The 23,477-nt window shown below is 71.1% G+C and carries 21 protein-coding genes; 13 read left to right on the top strand and 8 right to left on the bottom strand.

The window, feature by feature from the left end; genetic code table 11:
- Positions 1-69: 69 nt before the first annotated feature.
- Entirely contained in the window at positions 70-1,083 is a 1,014-nt protein-coding gene (locus tag AB0N27_RS05740; protein WP_364363688.1) for an SEC-C domain-containing protein, read from the top strand.
- A 9-nt stretch (positions 1,084-1,092) separates the two neighbouring features.
- Here the strand turns inward: AB0N27_RS05740 and AB0N27_RS05735 are convergent, their stop codons facing one another.
- Positions 1,093-1,689: an ABATE domain-containing protein gene (locus AB0N27_RS05735; RefSeq protein WP_364363686.1), complete on the bottom strand. Its 597-nt coding sequence runs from the start codon at positions 1,687-1,689 to the stop codon at positions 1,093-1,095.
- Positions 1,690-1,780: 91 nt separating this feature from the next.
- On the opposite strand from AB0N27_RS05735, the gene AB0N27_RS05730 reads away from it, so the two are divergent.
- The 7 genes from AB0N27_RS05730 (at position 1,781) to AB0N27_RS05700 (ending at position 8,929) form a co-directional block, all read left to right on the top strand.
- On the top strand, positions 1,781-2,527 hold the full coding sequence (locus tag AB0N27_RS05730) for a metallophosphoesterase (protein WP_364363683.1): 747 nt from the start codon (positions 1,781-1,783) through the stop codon (positions 2,525-2,527).
- A gap of 2 nt (positions 2,528-2,529) precedes the next feature.
- Positions 2,530-3,165 (top strand): LysE family translocator, encoded by a 636-nt coding sequence (locus tag AB0N27_RS05725; protein WP_364363680.1) that lies wholly within the window; start codon positions 2,530-2,532, stop codon positions 3,163-3,165.
- 103 nt (positions 3,166-3,268) lie between these two features.
- Positions 3,269-3,754 (top strand): DUF2231 domain-containing protein, encoded by a 486-nt coding sequence (locus tag AB0N27_RS05720; protein ID WP_364363677.1) that lies wholly within the window; start codon positions 3,269-3,271, stop codon positions 3,752-3,754.
- Between the two features lie 186 nt (positions 3,755-3,940).
- A complete protein-coding gene (locus tag AB0N27_RS05715; RefSeq protein ID WP_364363674.1) occupies positions 3,941-5,821 on the top strand; it encodes a Xaa-Pro dipeptidyl-peptidase in 1,881 nt (626 codons plus the stop codon).
- A 637-nt stretch (positions 5,822-6,458) separates the two neighbouring features.
- On the top strand, positions 6,459-7,118 hold the full coding sequence (locus tag AB0N27_RS05710; RefSeq protein WP_364363671.1) for a C39 family peptidase: 660 nt from the start codon (positions 6,459-6,461) through the stop codon (positions 7,116-7,118).
- 239 nt (positions 7,119-7,357) lie between these two features.
- Positions 7,358-8,251, top strand: a complete 894-nt coding sequence (locus tag AB0N27_RS05705; protein WP_364363668.1) for a DUF1996 domain-containing protein — start codon at positions 7,358-7,360, stop codon at positions 8,249-8,251.
- A 72-nt stretch (positions 8,252-8,323) separates the two neighbouring features.
- Entirely contained in the window at positions 8,324-8,929 is a 606-nt protein-coding gene (locus AB0N27_RS05700; RefSeq protein ID WP_364363665.1) for a DUF305 domain-containing protein, read from the top strand.
- A gap of 148 nt (positions 8,930-9,077) precedes the next feature.
- Here the strand turns inward: AB0N27_RS05700 and AB0N27_RS05695 are convergent, their stop codons facing one another.
- The 3 genes from AB0N27_RS05695 to AB0N27_RS05685 form a co-directional block, all read right to left on the bottom strand.
- Positions 9,078-9,971, bottom strand: a complete 894-nt coding sequence (locus AB0N27_RS05695; protein ID WP_364363662.1) for an acetyltransferase — start codon at positions 9,969-9,971, stop codon at positions 9,078-9,080.
- 157 nt (positions 9,972-10,128) lie between these two features.
- Positions 10,129-11,325, bottom strand: a complete 1,197-nt coding sequence (locus AB0N27_RS05690) for a low temperature requirement protein A (protein WP_364363659.1) — start codon at positions 11,323-11,325, stop codon at positions 10,129-10,131.
- A gap of 85 nt (positions 11,326-11,410) precedes the next feature.
- Positions 11,411-11,818 (bottom strand): VOC family protein, encoded by a 408-nt coding sequence (locus AB0N27_RS05685; protein WP_364363656.1) that lies wholly within the window; start codon positions 11,816-11,818, stop codon positions 11,411-11,413.
- A 191-nt stretch (positions 11,819-12,009) separates the two neighbouring features.
- Between AB0N27_RS05685 and AB0N27_RS05680 the strand changes: the two genes are divergently transcribed.
- The gene (locus tag AB0N27_RS05680) at positions 12,010-13,083 is read left to right on the top strand and encodes a glycoside hydrolase family protein (RefSeq protein WP_364363653.1); all 1,074 of its coding nucleotides are present in this window, start codon (positions 12,010-12,012) and stop codon (positions 13,081-13,083) included.
- Positions 13,084-13,089: 6 nt separating this feature from the next.
- Here the strand turns inward: AB0N27_RS05680 and AB0N27_RS05675 are convergent, their stop codons facing one another.
- Entirely contained in the window at positions 13,090-13,974 is an 885-nt protein-coding gene (locus AB0N27_RS05675) for an NAD(P)-dependent oxidoreductase (protein WP_364363650.1), read from the bottom strand.
- Between the two features lie 304 nt (positions 13,975-14,278).
- Between AB0N27_RS05675 and AB0N27_RS05670 the strand changes: the two genes are divergently transcribed.
- The 3 genes from AB0N27_RS05670 (at position 14,279) to AB0N27_RS05660 (ending at position 17,190) form a co-directional block, all read left to right on the top strand.
- Entirely contained in the window at positions 14,279-15,262 is a 984-nt protein-coding gene (locus AB0N27_RS05670) for a hypothetical protein (protein WP_364363647.1), read from the top strand.
- Between the two features lie 35 nt (positions 15,263-15,297).
- Positions 15,298-15,717: a PPOX class F420-dependent oxidoreductase gene (locus AB0N27_RS05665; protein WP_354828129.1), complete on the top strand. Its 420-nt coding sequence runs from the start codon at positions 15,298-15,300 to the stop codon at positions 15,715-15,717.
- Between the two features lie 150 nt (positions 15,718-15,867).
- Complete coding sequence (locus AB0N27_RS05660) at positions 15,868-17,190, top strand: glycoside hydrolase family 18 protein (RefSeq protein WP_364363643.1); 1,323 nt, start codon at positions 15,868-15,870, stop codon at positions 17,188-17,190.
- 3 nt (positions 17,191-17,193) lie between these two features.
- On the opposite strand, the gene AB0N27_RS05655 is transcribed toward AB0N27_RS05660, so the two are convergent.
- On the bottom strand, positions 17,194-17,553 hold the full coding sequence (locus AB0N27_RS05655) for a hypothetical protein (RefSeq protein ID WP_364363641.1): 360 nt from the start codon (positions 17,551-17,553) through the stop codon (positions 17,194-17,196).
- Between the two features lie 168 nt (positions 17,554-17,721).
- Here AB0N27_RS05655 and AB0N27_RS05650 point away from each other — a divergent pair, with 168 nt between their 5' ends.
- On the top strand, positions 17,722-20,523 hold the full coding sequence (locus AB0N27_RS05650; RefSeq protein ID WP_364363638.1) for a M14 family zinc carboxypeptidase: 2,802 nt from the start codon (positions 17,722-17,724) through the stop codon (positions 20,521-20,523).
- A gap of 73 nt (positions 20,524-20,596) precedes the next feature.
- Here the strand turns inward: AB0N27_RS05650 and AB0N27_RS05645 are convergent, their stop codons facing one another.
- Positions 20,597-21,022: a hypothetical protein gene (locus tag AB0N27_RS05645; RefSeq protein ID WP_364363635.1), complete on the bottom strand. Its 426-nt coding sequence runs from the start codon at positions 21,020-21,022 to the stop codon at positions 20,597-20,599.
- A gap of 244 nt (positions 21,023-21,266) precedes the next feature.
- A complete protein-coding gene (locus AB0N27_RS05640; protein WP_364363632.1) occupies positions 21,267-23,333 on the bottom strand; it encodes a cellulose binding domain-containing protein in 2,067 nt (688 codons plus the stop codon).
- Positions 23,334-23,477 lie beyond the last annotated feature (144 nt).

Genomic DNA, 23,477 nt, shown 5'->3' with positions numbered 1-23,477 from the left:
TGACGCGGCTGTCGACGGCAGATGGCCATAATCGGGCCGTCCGGGAGCGCCCCGACGTACCGTGAGGTCGTGCCGACGAGAGACGTGATCACCAAGGCTGACCTGGCTGAACTGCGCCGCTCGGTGCTCGGGACGGCCGATCCGCTGGGCGTCGCCGCCGACCTGGCCGAGGCCGCCGAGCAGGGCCGCCTGGAGGATCCGGACGACGCCGGTGACGCGCTGACGCTTGCCGCCGAGATCGCGGAGATCCGGGCCAGGCCGGATGCCGCGCTGCGGTACGCGGACGAGGCGGTGCAGGCGTACCCGTCGGGTGATGATCCTCGGGCCGGGGTGGCGCGCGCGTTGCGGGCGCGGGCCCTGTTCCGGGCCGGTGGTCGGGACGACGAGGCGATGGCGGAGCTGACGGCGCTGCGTCCGCTGCTGCTCACGCAGCCCGACGCGCCGGCGTACCTGAGCGCGGCGTTGGACGCCGGTGGTCGTTCGTCGATCGCCGAGACGTGGTTGAGCGAGGCGGTCGACAGCCTGCTCGGTGAGCGCGGCACGGCGGCCGACCCGGAGGTCGGTCCGCCGGATGCGCCAGGTGTCGCGTTCTTCCTGCTGCAACAGCGCCATCGGGTACGCCGGAATCTCAACCTGCCGCACGACCGGCAGGACGACCTGGCCGACCGGCTGGAGAACCAGCTCGTCCGTCGGGCGTCGGAGCGTCAGGGCGGCGATTCGGATCTGCTCCTCTGGCGCCGGGACGAGTTCGACCGTCTGCTCGCCGAGCACGCCGAGCTGACCGACGTGTACGGACCGGACTGGGACGCGCACCGCGCCCGGCTGGAGAAGGCGCTTGTCCAGTTGGCGAGCGCCGGCCGCACGGGGTTGGGTGTGTTCGTCGCGACGGTGGCCGGGTTGGACGCGTTCGCCAGGCGCCGCGACGGGGACCCGTCCGATCCGCAGATCCGGGCCGGCTACGCGGCCGAGGTGGCGGCGCGGCCCAGCGCCCGGGTGCCCTGGCCGCCGGAGCGCAACGACGCCTGCTGGTGCGGCTCGGGCCTGAAGTACAAGAAGGACTGCCTGCCGCGTTCCCGCAGCTGAGGGCACCTGTCAACGGGCGGTGGCACGACGCTGGTAGTGGCGGGCAACGCGGGCCCGGTTGCCGCAGGACGGCTTGCACCACTCCTGACGCGGGTGGTCCTTGACGAAGTAGCGGACGCAGCGCGGCGCGGGGCAGGCGCGCAACTCCGACCGGGTGGGGTCGGCGAGGAACTCGACGACGGCGCGGGCCAGCCCGGCGGTGAGCGCCAGGCGCGCGTCGGCCGCCTCGCCCTGCCAGGTGAGGGACGGCGCGCTCTCGTCGGGCCAGGTCAGCACCGGCCGGACCGGCATCGCGGCGGCGGCCAGGTTGAGCCTGTCGACCGCCTCCTGCGGGGGCAGCAGCGCCGACGAGTCGGCCCGGCTGGGCGGGCCGGGCTGGACCGCCCGGGCGAAGAGGGTACGGGCGGCGCGGCGTACCGCCACCACGTCGAGTCGGGTCCGCTCGTCGCCGTGGATCGGGCACCCGCCCGCGTACTCCCGCAGGGGTTCGGCCTGCTCGGCGAGCCAGGCGGTCAGGCCGGGGACGTCGGCGAGGTCGTCGGCGACGCCACCGTTGCCGTCGTGCCGGATGGTGCTGACCAGGGCGAGCGCGAGCTGCGCGGACATGCGCGTCCTCTCCGTGGTGGCTTGTGCGGGCGACGGACGCGAGCGTACCTTCCCTAATGCCTTTACGTGCAGCTAACCATTAGGAGGCATCGTGCTGGTCGTCGCACATCTCAGTGACACCCACCTCGACAGCCATCCCCGGTCGGCCGAACGGACCGCCCGGGTGATGGACCATCTGCACGCCCTGCCGCGACCTGTCGACGCCATCCTGATCACCGGGGACATCGCCGACCACGGCGAGATCGCCGAGTACGAGACGGCCGCGAGGCTCTTCGACTCCCCGCTGCCGGTCCTGGTCTGCCCCGGCAACCACGACGTGCGCGCCGCGTACCGCAAGGGTCTGCTCGGCGACGACAGTGGCGGCACCGGCCCGATCAACACCCGGCACGACGTGGCCGGCGCGGTCTTCCTCCTGGCCGACTCCTCGGTGCCCGGCGAGGACCACGGCCACCTCGACGAGGAGACCCTGGCGTGGCTCGCTGACGAGCTGGGCTCGGTGCCGGCGGGCACGCCGACGTTCGTCGCCCTGCACCATCCGCCGGTCGTGCTGCACCACCCGGTCATCGACCCGATGCGGCTGGTGCCGGCCGATCCGCTGGCCGAGCTGGTCAGTGCCCACCCGCAGGTCGTCGCCGTGCTGACCGGGCACTTCCACACCGCAGCGGCGAGCACCTTCGCCGGCCGTCCACTGCGGATCGCGCCGGGTGTGGTGTCCACCCTCCGGATGCCCTGGGAGGGCCTGGGCCCGTTGACCACCCAGACCCAGCCGCCCGGCGTCGCCTTCCACGTGTACGACGACACCGGGCTGCTCACCACCCACTACCGGGTGGTGGTCTGAGCGTGCGGACGGTCGCCGTGCTCGGTTTCCTCGTCGCGGTCGCGCCGATCACCACCGCGCCGGGCACGAGCCTGACGCTTGTCGTCTCGCGGGTCGCCAGCGGCGGGCGGCGGCAGGGGTGGTGGGTGATTCTGGGTACGGTCACCGGGCTCTACGTGCACGCCATTCTCGCCGCCGCCGGCCTGGCCGCGCTCGTGCTCCGCTCGTCGCAGGCGTTCTGGGTCGTCAAACTCGTAGGTGCCGCCTACCTGGTCGGGCTCGGGGCCTGGCTGCTCTGGACCGCGTCCCGCCGACCCCCGGCGTCGCGGCGGCCACCGGAGACGCGGGCACGGAGGCTGCCCTGGCGCGTCGACCACCCGTACCTTCAGGGACTGCTGGGCAACGTGCTGAACCCCAAGGCCGCCGCCGTCTACCTCACCCTCGCACCACAGTTCCTCGAGCCGGGCCGACCGGTGCTCGTGCCGATGGTGCTGCTCGCCACGGCCCACGCCGCCCTGCACACCTGCTGGCTCGCCGGCTGGACAGTCGTCGCCGGCGCCGCCGCCCGGCTGCTGCGTACGGCAGGTGTCCGTCGCATCCTCGATCGGCTGGCCGGGATGATCCTGGTCGGTCTCGGTGTGCGGGCCGCGGTGACCTGAGGACACTGGATCCCCGCCGACGCCCTCTACCTGGCCGCGTTGCGCCGCGACAGCTGATTGCTGCACGATCGACGTCCACTCGACCCCACCCGAGGAGACGCCGATGTTCGAGGAGTTCATGGGCATCCCCGCCCACCCTCTCGTCCTGCACGCAGCGGTCGTGTTCGTGCCGCTGCTGGCTCTCCTGACGATCGGCTACGCGCTCGTCGCACCGATCCGGCCACACACGCGGTGGGTGCTGGGTCTGCTCGCCCTGGGCGCCCCGCTCGCCGCGCTGCTGGCGAAGGTCACAGGTGACGCCTTCTTCGAGCGGATGCGCTCCGCCAACCGGGTCACCCCGGAGTTCGTGCCGAAGCTGGAGGCGCACCAGGACTTCGGCGACCTCACCCTCTACGCCACGATCGGGTTGGCGGTGGTGGCGTTGGCGCTGGTCCGGTTCGTGCCGCCGCGCGCCACCGAGGACGTACGCCCCGGTCGGCCGCTGACCCTGGCGTTGCAGGTGCTGTCGGTGGTCGCCGCAGGCGTCGCCGTCTACTACGTGATCCGTACCGGCGACTCCGGCGCGAAGGCGGTCTGGGAGGGCCAGTGACGACCGGTGGTGCGACCCGGTAGCTGTCACCACGCCCGGCGGGCAGCCTCCAATATGAACGAAAGCCGTATCCCCGTCCGAAGGGATCGACGGATCGCCCACCCGCACCTAGCATGACGGACGAATGGATCTTCACGATTCGTCCTGCCGAGACCCGGCTACCAGCCCGACCGAAGGGAGACGCGCATGCGTCGACCCCGCCATCTGGCCCTACTGAGCGTCGGTGTGTCCGGCGCCCTGGTGCTCAGCGCAGCCCCCACCGCGGCGGCGGCCCCGCCCACGGCCACCACGCCCACCGGCATCGTGGTCGCCGACGGCATGACCCAACCGGTGTTCTCGCTCGCCGACGCGATCGAGGAGCGGGTGTTCGTCCAGACCCCTGTGGACAGCGACCGCGACGGCCGACCCGACCGCGTCGCGATCGACATCTCCCGCCCCCGGGAAACCGCCACCCAGGGCTTCAAGGTGCCCGTCATCTTCGAGCACAGCCCGTACCGCAAGGGCACCTGGGACGAGGTGCCCTACCCGAGCGTGCTTGTCGACGACCTGCCGCAGAACGGCCTGACCGGCTCCGGCCGTCGGGCGATGGACGTGGGCGCCCAGCGCGCCCAGGCGAAGGCCAACCTGCCCGGCTCGCTCGACGACTACTACGTGCCCCGCGGGTACGCGGTGGTGCTCGGCCAGAGCATCGGCACCGGCGACTCGGACGGCTGCCCCACCAGCGGCGACCAGGCCGAGACCCTCGGCACCAAGGCCGTCATCGACTGGCTCAACGGCCGCGCCAAGGGGTACGACGCGAGCGGCGCCCCGGTCACCGCCGGCTGGACCACCGGCGCGGTCGGCATGACCGGCGTCTCCTACAACGGGACGCTGCCCAACCAGGTGGCCACCACCGGGGTCAAGGGACTGAAGACCATCGTGCCGGTCTCCGCCATCAGCAGCTGGTACGACTACTACCGCGCCAACGGTCTGGTCGTCGCACCCGGGACGTTCCAGGGTGAGGACCTCGACGTCCTGGCCCAGTACACGGCCGGGCAGGCACGGGCCGAGGGCACCTGCGCCGACGAACTCGCGAAGATCACCGAGGAGCAGGACCGGGCCACCGGTGACTACTCGCCGTTCTGGCGCGACCGCGACTACCTCGACGCCCGCGACGTCAAGGCGAGCGTCTTCGTCGTGCACGGCCTCAACGACTGGAACGTGAAGACCGGGCACTTCGCCAACTGGTGGGACCAGCTCGCCGAGCGGGACGTACCCCGCAAGATCTGGCTGCACCAGGGCGGGCACGGCGGCCCCGGCAGCAGCGCGTCGGTCACCCTGCCCGACGGCCGCACCTGGACGTACAAGCAGACCGAGAACCGCTGGTTCGACTTCTGGCTGTGGAACGTGCGCAACGGCATCATGGACGAGCCGACCGCCGTCATCCAGCGTGAGAACCGGGCCTACACCACGTACGCCAACTGGCCCGACCCGGGCGCGCGCGACGTCGCGCTGCGGTTCGCCGCCACCGACACCACCGCACCCGGCACGCTGACCACCGGCAGGCCGCCGAAGGCCAAGGTCGAGCAGCGTTTCGTCGACGAGGGCCGGACCATCCCGCCGGGCACCCTGGTGGCCAACCCGGACACGGCCAGCGCCAACCGACTCCCGTACCTCTCCCCCGCGCTGGCGCAGGACGTCCGGTTCTCCGGTCGCCCCGAAATGCGGCTACGGATGGCCATCGACAACAAGCCGGACGCGAACCTCACCGCGTACCTGGTGGACTACGGTCCCGCCGGGTCGACCGCCGCGCCCACAGTGGTGACGCGCGGCTGGATGGACCCGCAGAACCGCAAGAGCGCCGACCGGACATCGCCGGTACGCCAGGGCAAGCTGTACGACTACCGGTGGACCATGGAGCCGAAGGACTACATCTTCCCGGCGGGCCACCGGATCGGCGTGGTCGTGTTCTCCACCGACCAGGAGTACACCCTGCTGCCGCTGGGTGGCACCGAACTGCGGGTCGCGCCGAACGACAGTGAGCTGCGACTGCCTGTCGTCGGCGGGCGGGGCGCCCTCGGGTTCTGAGTTTCGCCATTGCGCCACGGGTGGGGCAGTCCGACATGGTCGGGCTGCCCCACCCGCGCGTCGGGCGAGCCGACCAGCCGGTCAAGATCCGCGCAGTTTCGGGAAGTTGCTGCCTCCCCGCGCCGTGAGGCAGCAGTTTCCCTGACGTTGTAGGGATCTTGGGGGTCGTGTCGGGTGGGCGATGGACCTCCGGTCGTGGTCATCACGGCCCCTCGTGCGGTCCGTGGCCTCGATGCGCACTCCGGTGAGGGTGCCTGGTTCGGGGGGCGGTCGGGGGAGATCCGGTCTGGCAGCGGATGGGCGCGCTGTCCGGTTCGGCGGATCCGCCCGTGGTGGCCGCTGTCGGGTCTGGGTGTCGGTGTCCCGTGGCCGGCGCCACCACCCTGGCGGCGGAATCGTGGGCCGGGCGGGGTCGTTATACCTGGCATGCCGCCGCGACCTCGGGTCGTGGGGCACCCCCCAGCACCACAAGCCGGGAGCCCGGGTGGAATGACCCGCCCCCCGGCACCGTTACACCCTTCCCGACGCCGGCCCCCGGGGCCGCCGGGAGCGAAGACCTTTCCCCCCTTGCACGTGCGGCACGCCCATCCCCTTTGGCGTGCCGTGTATCCCCCGACATGCAGAGGAGCACGCCATCATGCGTACCGATCTGATTCGTAAGACCGCACTGACCGCCGCCGGCCTCGCGTTCACCGGTGGCGCCATCGCCGGACCGGTCACCACCGCGTATGCCGCGTCGGACGCCAAGCCCAGTGCGCAGACGCAAACCGACCGCAACGGTCACGGTGAGCGTCAGCTGGGCGTGCGCTACGAGGCCCAGCCGAACTTCTACTACTGCGGCCCCGCCGCCGCCCGCAACGCGCTGAGTGTGCAGGGCAAGGACATCAGCGTCGACGCCATGGCCAAGGAGATGGGCACCACCGAGGCCGGCACCAACTCCATCAACGACATCACCCCGGTGCTGAACAAGGAGACCGGTAAGAACGACGCCTACCGCTCCGTCGAGATCAGCACCCCGGCGGCCGACGACAAGCAGACCGACAAGCTGCGCGCCGACATCGTCAAGACCGTCGACCAGGGTCGCGCCGTGGTCGCCAACATCGCCGGCACCACCACCGACACCGACGGCGGCGTGCACTCCTTCGAGGGCGGGCACTACATCAGCGTCGTCGGCTACCGCGACAACGGCCAGACGGTGAAGATCGCCGACTCCGCCGACCCGAACACCGCCTCGTACGAGGTGACCGTCGAGCACCTCGCCGACTGGATCGCCACCCGCGGCTACGCCACCAGCTGAGCACCACCCAACGACGAAGGGCCGGACCCCACCACGGGGACCGGCCCTTCGTCGTCATTTCCACCAACTGCGGCATGTATTGACAAGGATCGACATAGCGGTGAGGCTGGACAAGGAGAGAGAGCGCTCTCTTGCTACTGGCTCAACAGGTCACCACCACGTCTGGCCAGGACACTCCGCTGTCTTCGGCGGCGGCACCGGAGCTGTCCCTGACCCGGCCTCCCGACAGGAGTCACAAGATGGACAGGGCCGCACCCCTATCCGGCATCCCCCGCCGACTGCGCCTCGCCACGGCGATCGGCGCCCTGCTGGCACTGCTCGGCACGTACCTGGTCTCCGCCACCGACCGGGCCGACGCCGCCCCGGTCGCGAACGTCATCCGGGTTGCCGAGTTCCCCGCCGACTGCACCTACAGCCACCGGCTGCCGGACGACCCGATCGTCTTTCCCCGGCTGCCCGGCGCCTCGCACATGCACAGCTTCTTCGGCAGCACGGTGACGAACGCCAACACCACGCTCCCGGACCTGGTCACCTCCCCCACCACCTGCAACCCGCAGGTGGACGTCTCGTCGTACTGGGTGCCGACCCTGTACCGGGACAACGTCGCGGTGGAGCCGGCGATCGCCACGTTCTACTACCTGGGTGAGGGCGTCCGTGCAGACGTCGTCGCGAACACCCAGCCGTTCCCGCAGGGTCTTCGTTTGGTCGCCGGCAACGCGAAGGCCACCGGACCGAACGACAGCATCGCCCGTTGGTCCTGTCTGCACGCCGGGCAGGTGCCACCGTCGAAGGACTTCGTCAACTGCCCGGCCGGCACGATGCTGGAGTCGTACCTGGACTTCCCGCAGTGCTGGAACGGCCGGGACCTGGACTCCCCGGACCACAAGAGCCACCTGGCGTACCCGGTGAACCAGGCCTGCCCGAGCACCCACCCGGTGCACGTGCCGAAGTTGCGCCAGGTTCTGCGGTACCCGGTCAGCGGTGACCCGTCGCACTTCCGGTTGGCCTCCGGACCGGGCTACACCATGCACGGCGACTTCTTCAACGCCTGGCCGGTGGCGGAGATGGCCCGCCGGGTCCAGGACTGCATCCGCCCGGTCATCAAGTGCGGTCACGACGGCCGGCCGATCTGAGCCGACCGGTCGCACCCGAGGCGGCGGGTCCGGTCACGACTGGGCCCGCCGGCTCGGGCGGAAGGAGGCGGTATGCGAGTCCGGATCGCGCTGCTCGTGGCGGTGACGCTCGTCTCCGGGTGCACCACCGGCACACCTGTCGCCGACGACAGCGCGCCACCGTCCACGGGTGTGGTGTCCACAGCGCCGGCCACGGGCGCCGCCGGACCGTTCAGCGCCACCGACATCGCCTGGCTGCAACTGACGGTCGCGATGGCGCAACGGCTGCTCCCCGTACTGGACCTGGTGCCGACCCGTACCGCCGACCCCGCGTGGCGGCGCCTGGCCGCGCAGATGCGGGCCGGCAGTGGCACCGACCTGGCACGGTCCCACCAGCTTCTGGCCGACTCCGGCGCGCCGGCGACGAACCCACACGAGGGCCACGACATGCCCGGCATGATCACCGCCGATGAGCTGGCCGCGCTGCGGTCGGCGACCGGCAGGCCCTTTCAGCGGCTGCTCGCCGCGCATCTGCGCGCGCACCTCGCGCAGTCCGTCCGGGTCGCCACCGCCGAGCAGCAGGGCGGCGTCCACCAGGGCACCACCGCGATGGCCACCGCCGTCGTCCGGACCGGCACGGCCGACCTCGCACGCCTCGACCGGCTCGACCGCCCACCGGCGCCGACACGACCGGCATGAACGCCTCGGCTCGGACTCCGCCAGTTGGCGCAGAGCTACGCCGAGACGACGAGGGCGATGATCTCCGGCACGGGTCAGATCCTGGCAGCGGACGCGGGGGTGGCCGGTCCAGGGGTGCGCCCTGGTGACAGGGCGCACCCCCAACTCGTCAGCCCTCGTCGGCCGGCGCGAACAGCACCCGCGCGCGCAGTTGCCGGAAGCCGGTGCGTTCCAGCTCCGCCAGCACCGACACCCGGTGGGCGTCCACGTCGGCGATCACCTCGCGGGCGCCACCGGCGGCGAGCACCCGGACCGCCTCGGCCAGGAGCTCGGGTCGGGCGGCCTCGTCGCGCAGGCCGAGATAGGCCAGCAGCGGGTAGCAGGCGTCCCCGGCCGTTCCGACCAGGCCCACCGGTTCACCGGCCGCCGAAGCGACGCGCCACCCCCGCACCGCCTCGCCCAGCCAGGCCAGCGGGTCGGTGGCCAGGTCGACGCCGCCGACCGCCCGGGCGATCTCGACCCCGGTCAGCACGTCCGGCTCGGCGATCCGGGCGACCAGCTCGTTGATCTCCGCCGCGTCGGCGGGCGGGCGGAAGTCGTACCGTCCGGAGGACGCCGGCAGGGGCGTGCCCGTCCAGGAGCACCTGAGCCGTTCCCCCCGTTCCACAAGGCCGGCGAGGCGGGCCGCCTCCATCGGAGCCCGGACCACGGCCAGCACCTCCGGTCGGCGTCGCCAGTGCGCCGGCAGGGCCGCGTGGTACCGGGTGGGGCCGCCCAGCGCCTCGTGGGCGGCGCGCAGCAGCTCGGCCCCCACCTCTGGCTCGGCGTCCAGGTCGAATCGCTCCAGCCAGGGGGCGCCGACGGCACCCGGTGGGCGGAGCCAGGCCGCCCGGGCGACCACCCGGCCGGCCCGCAGGGCGACCCAGGTGGTCTCGGGCCGGTAGCCGCCGCCGGCGATCCCGTCGGCGTAGGCGACCTGACGCAGGTACGGCAGCGGATCGGGCATCGAGTCGAACAGATTTTCCTCGCCCGCGATGAGCGGACGGATGACCAGGTCGGTCATGGTTTGGTCCTCCGGAAAGCGAGCGCCCCGGGTCAGATCCGCGTGGACGCCGGGGCGCGGAGGGGGCGCAGAACATCGGACATTGTTCTGACCTCCTCCCGGCTCGACGGCGTGCCCGACACGATACCGGCCCCGCGACGGGTTTGTCGGCCCCGGCTCACAGCGTCGGGTTGGTCGCCGAGCCGCGTTGGTGGGCCTGCCCGTCGAGGACCGCGATCACGGCCAGGATCAGTGCCGCCGCGCCTGCCACGGCGACCGGCGGAAGGAACACGGTGGGCACCGCCGCCACGGCCAGCGCCAGCGCGCCGATGGACAACATCCGGCAGTGCGGCGCGGCGGGGGTCGCCTCCTCCAGGTAGCTGCGCCCGAGCAGGAACAGCACCGGACCGCCGAAGATGATGACCACCAGAGCCCAGTCGATGGGCGGATGCGGGTCCTCGATGACCTGGCCGAAGCCGACGGCGGTGCAGATGATGCCGCCGACGATGAACAGCAGGCTGTAGCTCGCCCAGCGGGACAGCCGTATCCCGTCCCCCGTGGGGCTGGAGGTCGCGTGCCGACCGGGCCCGACATGGTAGAAGTAGATCCGCCAGAACGAGACCGTCGCCACGAACGCGGCGACGAGGGTGACGGTCCGCTCGAACGAGAAGCCCGGGAAGCTCACAGCGGCGCCCGCTTCGAGCACCACCTCGGCGAGCGCGATCATGAAGAACTGGTTGTACCGCTCGGCGAGATGCTCCTGTGAGACGGTGACCGTGCTGCTGATCGGCTCACGGCCGAACCGGGGCAGCGGCCAGTTGGTGGACGCGCCGATGAGTTCGACGGCGAGGGCGAGGGACCAGAAGACGCCTCGGCCGAGGCCTCCGCTGATACCGCCGCTGATCCAGAGCCCGCCGGAGACCACGTGCCAGGTCAGCACCCGGATCGCGAACGCGCGGCCCGGGTGGCCCCGCAGGGCGAGCGAAAGGTAGAGAGGTCTGCCGACCTGGATGATCACGTACGTGGCCGCGAAGATCACGCCACGCTGGCCGAACGCCTGCGGCAACGAGACGGCCAGTACCAGCGTGCCGAACATGGTGGCCAGCAGGACGACCTGGAGATCGACACGCCGGGGATCGTAGGTGCTGGCCAGCAGGGCGTTCAGGGACCAGATCATCCACATGGCCGTGAAGAACAGCAGCGTCTGGCCGGCCTCGGACAGCAGCGTGTGCCGGACGATTGTCAGGTCGTCCGCGACCCGCCCGGCGAGGCGGGCGAGCGCGAACACGTAGACGATGTCGAACAGCAGTTCCAGGACGGTCGCCGAACGCGGGCTCCGGCTGTCACCGAGGCCGCGCATCCGGGCGCGCATCATCGCCCCGAGCCCTCCTCGCCGCCTGGTCCCTTTTGAGCGATTTTATCGGGGAAGCCGACGATCTCAGCGGGTACGCGGACAGAACTCAGGCCCGACTGGAGATCTGCTGCACCCCCCAGGCGTTGCCGTCCGGGTCGGTGAAGAAGATGAATCCCACGTTGTCCAACGGGTCCGGCACCGGCCGCGAATTGGCTCCCAGGACCTGAATCTCGCTGACCTCGACACCGCGTTCCACCAGCTCGGCGCGAGCCTGCCGCAGGTCGGGCACCACCAGTTGCAGCCCCTTGAGCGACCCGGGCGGCATGTCGGGCACCACTCCCCTGCCGATGACGACCGAGCAGCCCGAGCCGGGCGGAGTCAACTGCACGATCCGCGCCTCGTCGTTGATGACCGTGTCGTGGTCCACGACGAAGCCGAGCCGGTCGGCGTAGAACTCCTTGGCCCGGTCCACGTCCGAAACCGGTACGACCACCACTTCCAACGTCCAGTTCATCCGAGCGTCCCCCCTGTTGTGGAGCCGGTTCGGGTCCGCCGAGGACGCGAACCGCACCGTGGACGCCGACGGTAGCCCGAGACGTCACCAGAAACCGTTATCCCGGCCCGAACCGCCGGTCTCCTGAGGGGAGGGCGTTGATCCACCAGCCCGCCGGCCGGATGAGAACACCTGACGAAGGAGCCGAGACGATGCGCGCAACCAACCCGGGTGAGTCGGACGCCGCGAAGGCGACCCGGGGCGTCCACGCGAAACCCCGACGGGGACCGCTGTTGCTGTGGCCGTTCGCCGTCGCCGTCGCGGTGGCCGTACTCGTGGCCGTGGTGATCGTCGTGGTCCAGCCCGCCGGTCCCGCGCCGGCCCCGGCGGCGGCGCAGGCGCTCGACACACCGCCACCCGCCGTCGCGGCGGCCGGCCCACCCGCACCGACCAGTCCCGCCGCGACCGCGAGCCCGACGACGGCGGTCCCGACGCCCACGACGGCGAAGCCCACGGCGGGACGCCCGGCCGCCGCGACGGCGGCCGCGGTGACGTCCAGGCGCAAGGGCGTCGGGGTGTGGACCTTCGACGGGGTCGACCGGGCGCTGGCCGGCTCCGGGGCGAGTTGGTACTACACCTGGGACGTCGCCCACCCGGGCGTCACCAGCCCGAAGGGCGCCGAGTTCGTCCCGATGATCTGGGGCGCGAAGAGCGTCACCGCCAGCAATCTGCGTCAGGCCAGCACGAACGGACGGCAGCTCCTCGGGTTCAACGAGCCGGACATGGGCGGTCAGGCGAACATGAGCGTGGAGCAGGCGCTGGAACTGTGGCCGCAACTGGAGGCCACCGGCCTTGCCCTGGGCAGCCCCGCCGTGGCGTGGGGCGGCGACCGGCCCGGCGAGTGGCTCGACCGTTTCATGACCGGTGCGAAGCAGCGCGGCTACCGGGTCGACTTCATCGCCCTGCACTGGTACGGCGGCGACTTCACCACCGCGAACGCGGTCAGCCAGCTCACGTCGTACCTGCAGGCGGTGCACGACCGGTACCGGCTGCCGGTCTGGCTCACCGAGTTCGCCCTGATCGACTTCTCCAACGGCGTACGGTTCCCCAGCCAGGAGCAGCAGGCGGCGTTCCTCACCGCGGCGACCAGGATGCTGGGCGGCCTGCCCTGGCTGCACAGGTACGCCTGGTTCGGCCTGCCCGCCACGGACAAGGACCGGAGCGGGCTCTTCCGAACGGGCAGCGAGGCGACCGCCGTCGGCCGCGCCTACCAGGCGGCGCGCTGACCGGGCCTAGACATGGTCACGCCAGGAGTGCTGCGGCTCGTATCCCAGCACCCGGCGTGCCTTGTCGATGCTGAGCAGCGTCTCGTGTTCGCCGAGTTCCTTGCGGATCTCGACGCCCGGGTAGACCTCGGCCATCAGGCTGGCGCTGGAGCGGGTCATGACGGTGTCCGCGTTGGCGATGATGAAGACGTCAGCGCCCGGCTGGTCGTGGACGAGGGCCCGCTCGACGGCCTGCGCCCCGTCGCGGGCGTCGATGTAACCCCACAGGTTCCACCGACGCAGCGTCGGGTCGGCGTCGAACGACGGGAACGGCGCGTAGTCCTCGACGTCCATCACGTTGGAGAAGCGCAGACCCACCATGACCAGCTCCGGATCCCAGCGGCAGAAGTGCCGCGCCATCTCCTCCTCAAGGGCCTTGTTCAACGAGTACGTCGACTCGGGGCGCGGCGCGTACTCCTCGTCGACCGGGGCATACGGCGGCGGGGTGTCGAACGGCAACCCGAGCACCGTCTCACTCGACGCCCACACCACCCGCCGGATCCCGGCCGCCCGGGCCGCGGCGAAGACGTTGTAGGTCGCTGCCGAGTTGTTCGCGAACGTGGTCGCGTTCGACATCAACCCGGGCGCCGGTACGGCCGCCAGGTGCACTACCGCGTCGATCCCACCGGCGTGCTCGTCCGCCCCTCCGGTGAACGCCTCCACCACCTGCCCGTAGTCGGTCAGGTCGACGAGCAGGAACTCGCCCTCCACGTCACGCGGGTCACGTCCGCCGACGCGGTCGACGGCGAGGACGTCCACGCCCACGCCGCGCAGGTGCGCGACGACGGCGCGGCCGAGTTTGCCGGTGGCGCCCGTGACGACTACACGTCCGGGAAGTGCGGGATCGGTCATGGCCCCATCCTCTCCGGCGGAACGCCACCCCGCACGAGCGGGTACGCCAGCCGGCGCCGGCCGCCCGAGCCGTCAGTGGAAGCGGCGCAGATTAGCAGCAGGCATGTCGCGTCGGAAGCGCTCCGCGTGATCCGGACAGGCCTCCTGCTGAATCATCGAATGTGACGGAACCTTCAGCCGATGGGAGTCGCCGGGCCAGAAATGACACGCTGCCCGGACATGTGCAGCCGCGCTCCCATCGGGAGGAAACTGTGCTCGATACCCCACCCCTCATCAACGTCGGCGCGACGGCCGAGGTCGTTCGATGACGCCGTCTCCGTCGCCGGCGGACGTGCCTGACCTTCCGGCTGTTGCCGGTTACTACTCGCAGCTCGCGGCGGTCCTCGCCGGTTTCGGTTTCGCAGGCGTGGTCGGCCTGGTCACCACCCAGCTGACGGCTCGTAACGCGACGACGACTGTCGTTCGCAGCCTCGGCCCACTGGTGAGCGCCTTCATCGGGCTGGTGGCGGCCAGTCTCGACTACGCCCTGGTGACCGGTGAGCCGGTCGGCTCGGCGCGGGTGGCGAGCTTGCAGACAGTGGCCGGAATGGGGTTCAGCATTGCCGGAGCGATGCTGATATACGCGATCTACATTCTGCTCTGCGATCTTCAGGAGGACGCGCCGCTGAGCCGTTCGCTGAGCATCGCCGCGATCAGGTTCATGCGTACCATCATCGTTTCGTACCTTCCCACGGTGCTCGTCCTGCTGATGTGGAGCGGCCTGCGGGACCATCTCGAGCAACGGCAGGGCGACAAGGCTTTCTACGGCTGGCCCGACTGGGTGGCGATCGCCGCCCTCGTCGCGACCCTGCTGGCGGCATGCCTGCTGCGGCTGTTCTTCCGCAGGGCACCGTCCGGTCGCTTCGACACGGTCACGAGGGTCGCGCGTCTCGCCACGCAACTGTCCTTCGCGTCACTGCTGGGCTCGTCCGCGCTGATCACGTTCACCGAGACGAACACCTCGGTGCCGGCCGGGGTCGCGGTCACGGCGCTTGTGCTCGTGGCGGTCTTCGCCCTGCTGACAGCGTTCTCCGCCAGCCGCTACTTCAGCGAGGCCGGATCACCCCGTACGACGGCGGCAGTCGATGCCGCAGCCGTCCCCGACGAGGTGACCCCGACCGTCACGCCGTCGGAGGGCGGTGGACGACGGCCGTTGCAGCCGCTTCACCCGGGGATCCCGCCCCTGGTGAGCGGGGGTGACGGCTCCCGCCCCGCCCATCCGAGCGCACCTGAGCCCCCGGGTGCGTAACGTGCAGGGGTAACCGTTGACGCGAGGAGGAACGTATGTCCAAGCCACCGCTTCCCGAGGCCGCGGTCGAGATGTTGCGCAAGCCGAATCCGGCAGTCATGACCACGCTTCGCAACGGTGGTCAGCCGGTGTCGGCCGCCACCTGGTACCTGTGGGAGGACGGCCGGATCCTGGTGAACATGGACGAGAGCCGCCGTCGGCTGGAGCACGTCCGCAATGACCCCCGGGTGTCCCTCACGGTGCTGGACGAGGCCGGCTGGTACACCCACGTCAGCATCATCGGGCACGTCGCGGAGCTGCGCGCCGACGAGGATCTCGCCGACATCGACAGGTTGTCGCGGCATTACACGGGCAACGCGTACCCGCGGCGGGAGCGGGCCCGGGTCAGCGCCCTCATCGAGATCGACAGGTGGCACGGCTGGGGGTCGCTCAAGGACAACAGCCAGGTCGGCTGAGCGCGCCGACCCGACGCCCTGGCCGCTGGCGTCAGGGTGTCGCTCCCCCTGGTGGCCGGACGGCTCTTGACCGTCGAGTGTGGTCGGCTTAGCTTCATCAATCAGATAAGTAACTTTACTAATCTGATTGATTCTTCCGGGAGTGTGCCGATGCGACAACTCCGCCACCGCCGTCTCACAGCCGTCGTCGCCCTGGCGACCCTACTGATCACCGCTGCTCCGCCCGCTGCCGCGAGCGCGGGCGCCAAGCCCGACCGGGCCGGCTACCACCGGGTCGGCTACTTCACCCAGTGGGGCATCTACGGCCGCGCCTTCCCGGTCAAGAAGCTCGAAACCTCCGGGGCGGCGAGCCGCCTGACCCACCTCAACTACGCCTTCGGCAACGTCAGCGAGGACGGACGCTGCTACCTGGACGGTGGGCCGGGCGAGGGCGACGCGTGGGCCGACTACCAGCGTCCCGTACCGGCCGAGGAGAGCGTCGACGGCGTCGCCGACGCCCCGGGCCAGGCGCTCAACGGCAACTTCGGCCAGCTCGCCAAGCTCAAGGCCAAGCACCCCGACCTGAAGGTGCTGATCTCGCTGGGCCGGTGGAGCTGGTCGACGTACTTCTCCAACGCCGCACTCACCGACGCCTCCCGCAAGGCGTTCGTCGCGTCCTGCATCGACCTCTACCTCAAGGGCAATCTCCCGGGCGCCCCGGGCGCCGGTGCGGGCGTCTTCGACGGGATCGACCTGGACTGGGAGTGGCCGAACTGGGACGGTGAGCCGGGCAACGTCATCCGCCCGCAGGACCGAGAGAACTTCACCAAGCTGCTCGCCGAGTTCCGCAGGCAGCTCGACGCGTACGGGCGCACGACCCGCACGCACCACCCGCTTACCGCCTTCCTGCCGGCGAACCCGGCCACCATGGACGCCGGCTACGAGGGCCGCAAGATCTTCAAGTACCTGGACTTCGCGACAGTGCAGGGGTACGACTTCCACGGCGGCTGGGAGGCGGTGGCCAACCAGCAGTCCGCGCTGCGCGTTCCGGCCGGCTCGCCGGACAACCCGGACTTCTCCGTCGAGGTGGCCGTCGACGGCTGGATCGCCCGTGGGGCGCCGCGCGACAAGCTCGTCCTGGGCATCCCCTACTACGGTCGCGGCTGGACCGGCGTCACCGGCGGCGGCAACGGCCTCTTCGGGCCGGCCGCCGCGCCCGCGCCGGCCACCTTCGAGGCCGGGTACGAGGACTACAAGAAGCTCAAGACCCTGGCCGGCAACGGCTACACCGTGCACCGCGACCTGCGCGCCGGGCACGCCTGGCTCTTCGACGGTACGACGTTCTGGACGTACGACGATCCGGCGGTCGTCCTGCAGAAGATGCTCTACATCCGCCGCACCGGCCTGGGTGGCGCGATGATCTGGTCGCTCGACGGCGACGACGACAACGCCACGCTCACCAAGACGATAGGCCTCGGTCTGACGACCTGGTAGCCGCTACCCGGGGGTGACCGCGCGCACCGCTTCGGCGATGAGCGCGGTCACCTGGCCCATGTCACGGGCCTGACGCACGTCCATCTCGGCCGACCAACCGTCGGCCCGACCGAGTGTCACAGTCACGTCGTCGCGGCGATGGGTCAGCCAACCGGCGACCGCCTGGACCAGGATCATGGCGGCACCCGCGTCGTCGACCGCCACCCGCAGCACGTCCGCGCCGCTCTCGGCCGTCCCCTCCGGCGGCGTCGGTGTCACCCCGTCCCGCAGCCGGTCGTCGGCGCGCAGCCAGGACGCCAGCGAACGCTGTGCGTCGGCGGACGGAAGATCCGGACTGACCGTGAGCGTGATCGCCTCCGGCACGGTGCGCTCCTTCCCGACGACAGCGGGTCACGCCACCATCCTGCCAGCCGATCCCGGCGCCGGCATCCCACGCAGTCACCGAAGTCGATCAGAGGCTTGACCACCCCGTCCGCCCGTCCATAGGCTCCGGCCACTGCGAGGCTTTCCCCCAAGAAGGGAACCCGAGACATGGCCCCATCGTCGCGTCCGTTCTGGACCCTCCCCCCGAAGCGGCTGGCGAGCGCCGCCACCGTCGCGCTCCTGCTCGGCATGACGCCCCTGCTCGGCGGCCCGTCGGCCGCGAGCGCCGCCCCACCATCGAGGTGCAGCACCGACCCGACCGCCCGGCTGAGCGGCGTACCCACCCCGGAGTCGGTGCTCGGCTTCCCGCTCGGGCTGGGCCAGGAGCGGGTCGTCACCAACGACGAGGTCCGCACCTACCTCGGGGCCGTCGACAGCGCCTCGGACCGCGTCGTCACAGGCGTGATGGCCACGAGCGTGCTCGGGCAGCCACTGCCGTACGCGGTGGTGTCCACCGAGCGCAACGTCCGGCCGGCCGCGCTGCGCGAGATCGCCGACGACGTACGCGACCTGCGTGATCCGCGCCGGACCAGCGCGCGCACCGCCGCCCGGACGGCGAAGGACAGCCCGGCCATCGTCTGGGTCACCGCGAACGTGCACGGCGGCGAGAAGAGCGGCACCGACGCCGCCCTCAAGACGCTGTACGAGTTGGCCGCCGGCCTGTCCTGCGAGGTCGCGCGGCGCAACGACAACCTGGTCACCATCATCGTGCCGACGCAGAACCCGGACGGCCGCGACGCGACTCGACGGCAGAACGAGTTCGGCTTCGACATGAACCGGGACTGGTTCGCCCGTACCCAGCAGGAGACCGACGGCAAGCTCGAACTGCTGCGCCGCTACCCGCCGCAGGTGTTCATCGACGCCCACGAGATGGGTGGCCGGCAGTACTTCTTCCCGCCCAACGCCGACCCGATCCACCACGAGATCGCCGGCGAGGCGGTGGACTGGATCAACCGGATCGGCGAGGCCAACAAGGCCGGCTTCGGCTACAACGGCGCCTGCGACGACACAGTCACGACCGAGTGCTACTTCAACTACGACACGTACGACATGTTCTTCATGGGCTACGGCGACACCGTGCCGACGACCGGCTTCGGCGCGGCAGGCATGACGTACGAGAAGGGCAGCGCGTCGGCTGTCGCGGACCGGGTGCAGCAGCAGTTCCACACCCAGTGGTCGACGCTGGGGTGGGCCGCCGCGAACAAGCGCGAGGTGCTCAGCGACTACTTCGACATCTGGACCGACGCGCTGGCCCAGGGCAGGGCGGGCGCCCTGGAGCCGAACGAGGTGGTGCAGCCCACCAACGAGGTCCAGTTCCCGGTGCCGGACGTCACCATCCGCTCGTACTTCCTGCTTCCCGATCGGCAGCTCGCCGACGTCCGCCAGCTCGTCGAGCGGCTGCGCCGGATGGACGTCGAGGTGTACGAGGTGCAGAAGGCCACCCGGGTGCCCACCGCGCGGATCTTCGGCGGGCGCAGCGCCACGAACGTGACGGTGCCCAAGGGGGCGTACTGGATCCCGATGGACCAGCCGCAGAAGCACTGGATCCAGGCGATCATGGGTGAGGATCCGTACGTCCCGTTCCCGTACTTCTACGACGTGTCGTCCTGGAGCAACCCGCTGCTGATGGGCGTCAACGCCCTCTACACGGGAGACGCCGTCCGGCCGAAGGCCCAACTGGTCCGCACGGTCTCCGGCGGCCGCAGCGGGCTGGCGTGGCCGTGGGGCTCGTACACGTACAAGCTGGATTCGGCGGCCGCCGCGGAGTTCACGTTCACTCTCCTGGGCCGCGGTGTGCCGCTCACGCGTGACCTGGAGACCAACACGGTGGCAGTGGCGGCGACCAGGGTGAGCCGTACTGTCGACGACCTGGCGGAGTCGCTCGGCGTCACCCTGACCCCGGCGGGGCGGGTCACCGGCACCCGGCTGAGCCTTCCGGATGTCGGGCTGTTCCAGGGCACCGGCATCTCCACCACCTCCGGCTCGCACGGCGAGGCCCGGTACGTGCTCGGCAAGCGGTGGGGCCTCGACCTGAAGCCGGTCACCACCGCCGACATCAACGACAACACCGAGGCGTTCACCGGGCGTACGGTGCTGCTGGTCCCGGACGGCAGCAGCCCCACCGGCGGCCTGACCGCCGCCGGGCAGGCCAACCTGCGTGACTGGATCGGCCAGGGCCACACGTACGTCGGGCTGCGCAACGAGGGCACCCGGCTGGCCCGCGCCGCAGGCCTCACCTCCACCACCGAGAAGACCAAACCGGCCGACTACCTGGTGATCGGCTCGCACCTGCGGGTCGACGTGGACACCGACAACCCGGTCGCCCTGGGCCGCCCGGCGGAGGACTTCGAGTTCAACAACAGCGACCCGATCCTCAACCCGAGCACCACCGGGACGAACGTGCTCACCTACCCGACGGACGACACGTTCTGGGCCAACGGCTACACCGTCGGCGCGGACATCCTCAAGGGCACGGCCGCCGTCGTCGACGAGCCGACAGGCGCGGGTCGGGCGGTGCTGTTCGCGTTCAATCCGCTCTTCCGGGCGTACAACGAAAATGGTCTGCACCTGGTGGCGAACGCGCTGCTCTACCCGACGGGCGCGCCGGACGCCCGGCGGACGACGGGCCCCGACGCGGCGCGCGCCAGCGCCGCCGCCACGCCGGTGGCGGCGGACCTGGGCGGCGGGTGGCGCCCGATCACCATCGAGGTGGCGTCGGCGGACCTGCCGCGCGCGCAGGCCATCGTCGGACGCTTCGCCACCGACGCCCAGACGTCCGTGAAGGACGGTTCGGCGTACGTGGTGATCCCGAACCCGCAGGGACTTCAGGCCGACGAACACCCGTTCACGAAGGATCTGGTACGCGCGCTGCGCGCTGCCGGTGTGCCGCTGCGGTCCGTGGTCGCCTGACGGACCTGGCACGACAGAGCGCCCGTCCCCGTGGTGGGGGCGGGCGCTCCGTCGTGCGCGCGGGTGATGGGGACTATGCGCCGAGCCGGCGGAAGACCTCACCACACACGTCGACGCAGTGCGCCAGCACCACGTCGGCCGTCCGCACCCCGGCCGTGGTGAACAGGAAGACCTCGCGGTCGACGCGTTCGACCGACTCGGTCCACGGGGCGGCCGTCAGCACCTGCTCGAAGAAGTCGCTGCCGGGTCGGGACAGGCCGAGGACGCTGAGCTTGCCGTCGTCGAAGCTGAGGGTCCACTCCCGGCCGTCCCTGGTGGAGACGGCCAGATAGCCCGGCAGGTCCTCCAGCGCCGGATCCTGCGGCAGGCGCGCGGCGGCCTCGGCCACCGCGGGTGACCCGGCCAACGCGCCACCGTCGAAGACGTCCCAGCCGTCGACGCGCTGCGGCTCGACACCGTCGACCGCATAGCCAGGTCGGGACCGTTGCCACCAACTCATGGTTCTCACTATCGTGGCCCCGTCAAAATTTGACCCTGAAATGGTAGTTGTCCACATCTGCGACGACCATCGTCGGTCAGGCCGGGATCCACGCCTCGGCCTCGGTCGCGGTCGTCGAACGGCAGCGCCGGCGCAGGATCGCCGAAGCGGCCCGCCCCCGGGCGTGGACCGGAAAGGACCGGCCCGGTCGATCGGGTGGCCGACCGGCCCGACGAGCGGGCGGGGCGGCCACCCGACGGCAGCGTCAGCCGGTCGCGCACACGGTGCCGTTGAGGCTGAACGCCGTGGGGAGCACGTTCGGCCCGCTGTACGCGCCGACGAAGCCCGCGCTGACGCTGCCGCCGACCGCGATCTGCCGGTTGTCGTCGGTCGGGGTGACCCGCACGGCGGTGCCGACCTGTTCCCAGGTGGCGCTCCAGCCGCTGCTCACCTGCTGCCATCCGGTCGGCCAGGTCCAGGTGAGCGTCCAGCCGGTGATCGGCTTCGTTCCGTTGTTGGTGATCTCGACACCGCCGATGTAGCCGTTGCCCCAGTCGTTGGCGGTGGTGAAGCGGACGGTGCACGCGCTGGTGGTCGGGCTTCCGGTGGCGAAGGTGAGCGGCGGAGAGGACCAGGACACCCGACCGGCGGTGTCCCGGGCCAGCACGTTGACCGTGTACCTGCTGCCCGGCACCAGGTTGCCGACGGTTAAGGAGGTCGCGTTGGTCTCGCCCAGTTGCTCGCTCACCGCGCCGTTCTGCCGGTACACCTCGTACTTGGCGATGGGGCTGCCACCCGGGGCGGCCGCCGGCCAGGTGATCGTCGCGGCGCGGTCGGTGACGCCGCTCGCGGTGGGTTGGCCCGGGGCCGAGGGGCGCCCGGCGGACGTGCCGGCCGGTCGCAGCACGATCGTGGTCAACGAGTACGCCGGCAGCGTACGGCTGGTCGCCGACCCGGACTGGCTGGTGGCGATGCCTGTGGCGCCGTTGGTGAATGTGGACACCGTCGGCGCGACGGCCGACGGGGTGAACCCGGCGTAGTCGATGGTCACCGGGTGCTCGTTGTCCGGGTCCTTGTTCACCAGCAGCACGGCGAGGTCACCGTTGCCCCGACGCACGGCGTGTGCGGTGACCAGGGGCTCGTCGGTGCCCGCACGGACGAACTGGTCACCGGTCTTGGCGAAGAGCTTCATCATGCTCAGCCCGTGGTACGGCGCGAACGGCGTGTTCAGCGGCGGTTCGCAGACCGAGCCGTCCTCGTTGCAGGAGCCGCTGGAGAGCATCCCGAAGTCGCCGTAGTCGGTCTGGCCGGCGACCTGCGTCACCGTGCCGAGCCCGTTGTGCACGTTCCACCACTGGACGGTGAAGACGCCGCTCTCCAGCAGCCCGCTGTAGACGTCGGCCAGGAAGAGCGCCGCCGGCTGGGTGGTCCGGCCCGCGTCGACGTTCAGCTCGGTGAAGCTGATGCCGATGCGGTCCGCGTTCGCGCCGGCGTACCGGGTGAGCTGCTGCCGGAGCAGGTAGGTGGCGTCCGGGAGATGGTTGACGCGGGCCAGCGATTCGGCGGCGGTGCCACCGGGGTACCAGTGCACGTCCACGAAGTCGATCTTCGGGCCGGCGATGGAGAGCACCGTCTGGTTCCACGGGCCCGGGTCGCTGCCGGCGGTGATGCCGTCGGGCCAGTTGCCCGGCATCGTCAGCACCGCGCCGACCTTGATGCTCGGGTCGACCGCCTTCATGGCGTCGGCGTACTCGACGACCAGCCGCGCGTACTGGCTGGCGCTCTTGTCCGGATGGTTGTCCGCCTCCCACGCCGAGCCGTAGTGGCCGTTGCCGTAGTTCTCGTTACCGACCGTCCAGTACCGCGCGCCGTAGCCCTTTGTCACGTTGGCGTACCGCACCCAGTCGGCGGCCTCGGCGGGCGTGCCGGTGCCGTAGTTCGCGATGATCATCGGCTGTGCGCCGACCCGCCGGGCCGCGGCCATGAAGGTGTCGAAGTCGGTGTTCGGTGCGACGTACCCGCCGGGTGCGGTGTGGTCCTTCCAGTGGTAGATGTCGGCGTACGAGCCGCCGGGGTAGCGCATCATCTGCACGCCGGCGTTGCGCAGCAGGTCCGACGTCTCGGCGGTCCCCAGGTTCTGGTCCCAGATGGCGTGGTTGACGCCCAACGCCGTGTCGGGCACGGTGGCCAGTCCCGCGCGGGCGTTGACGGTGACCGCGACGGCGGCCGGTTCGGGTGTCGCGCTGGCGGTCGATGGGGTGACGCCGGAGAGAGCGGTCGCGGCGAGCAGCAGGCTCGCCAGCACCGTCGCCCGGCTTCGGGGGATGCGCATGGCGGGGTTTCCTTCGCGGTGAACGACTGTGAGTCGCCCGGCCGGCAGGGCGCCCCGCGCAGGGCGGGCGGACTCGTGGACGGACAGGCCCCGGTGCCCTGTCGCTGGTGCCCGTCCCCCGCGATCCGTGGTCGGATCCCGGTT

The organism is Micromonospora sp. NPDC093244 (assembly GCF_040683695.1).
GTDB lineage: Bacteria > Actinomycetota > Actinomycetes > Mycobacteriales > Micromonosporaceae > Micromonospora.
This window is presented reverse-complemented; position numbering and strand designations above follow the sequence as displayed.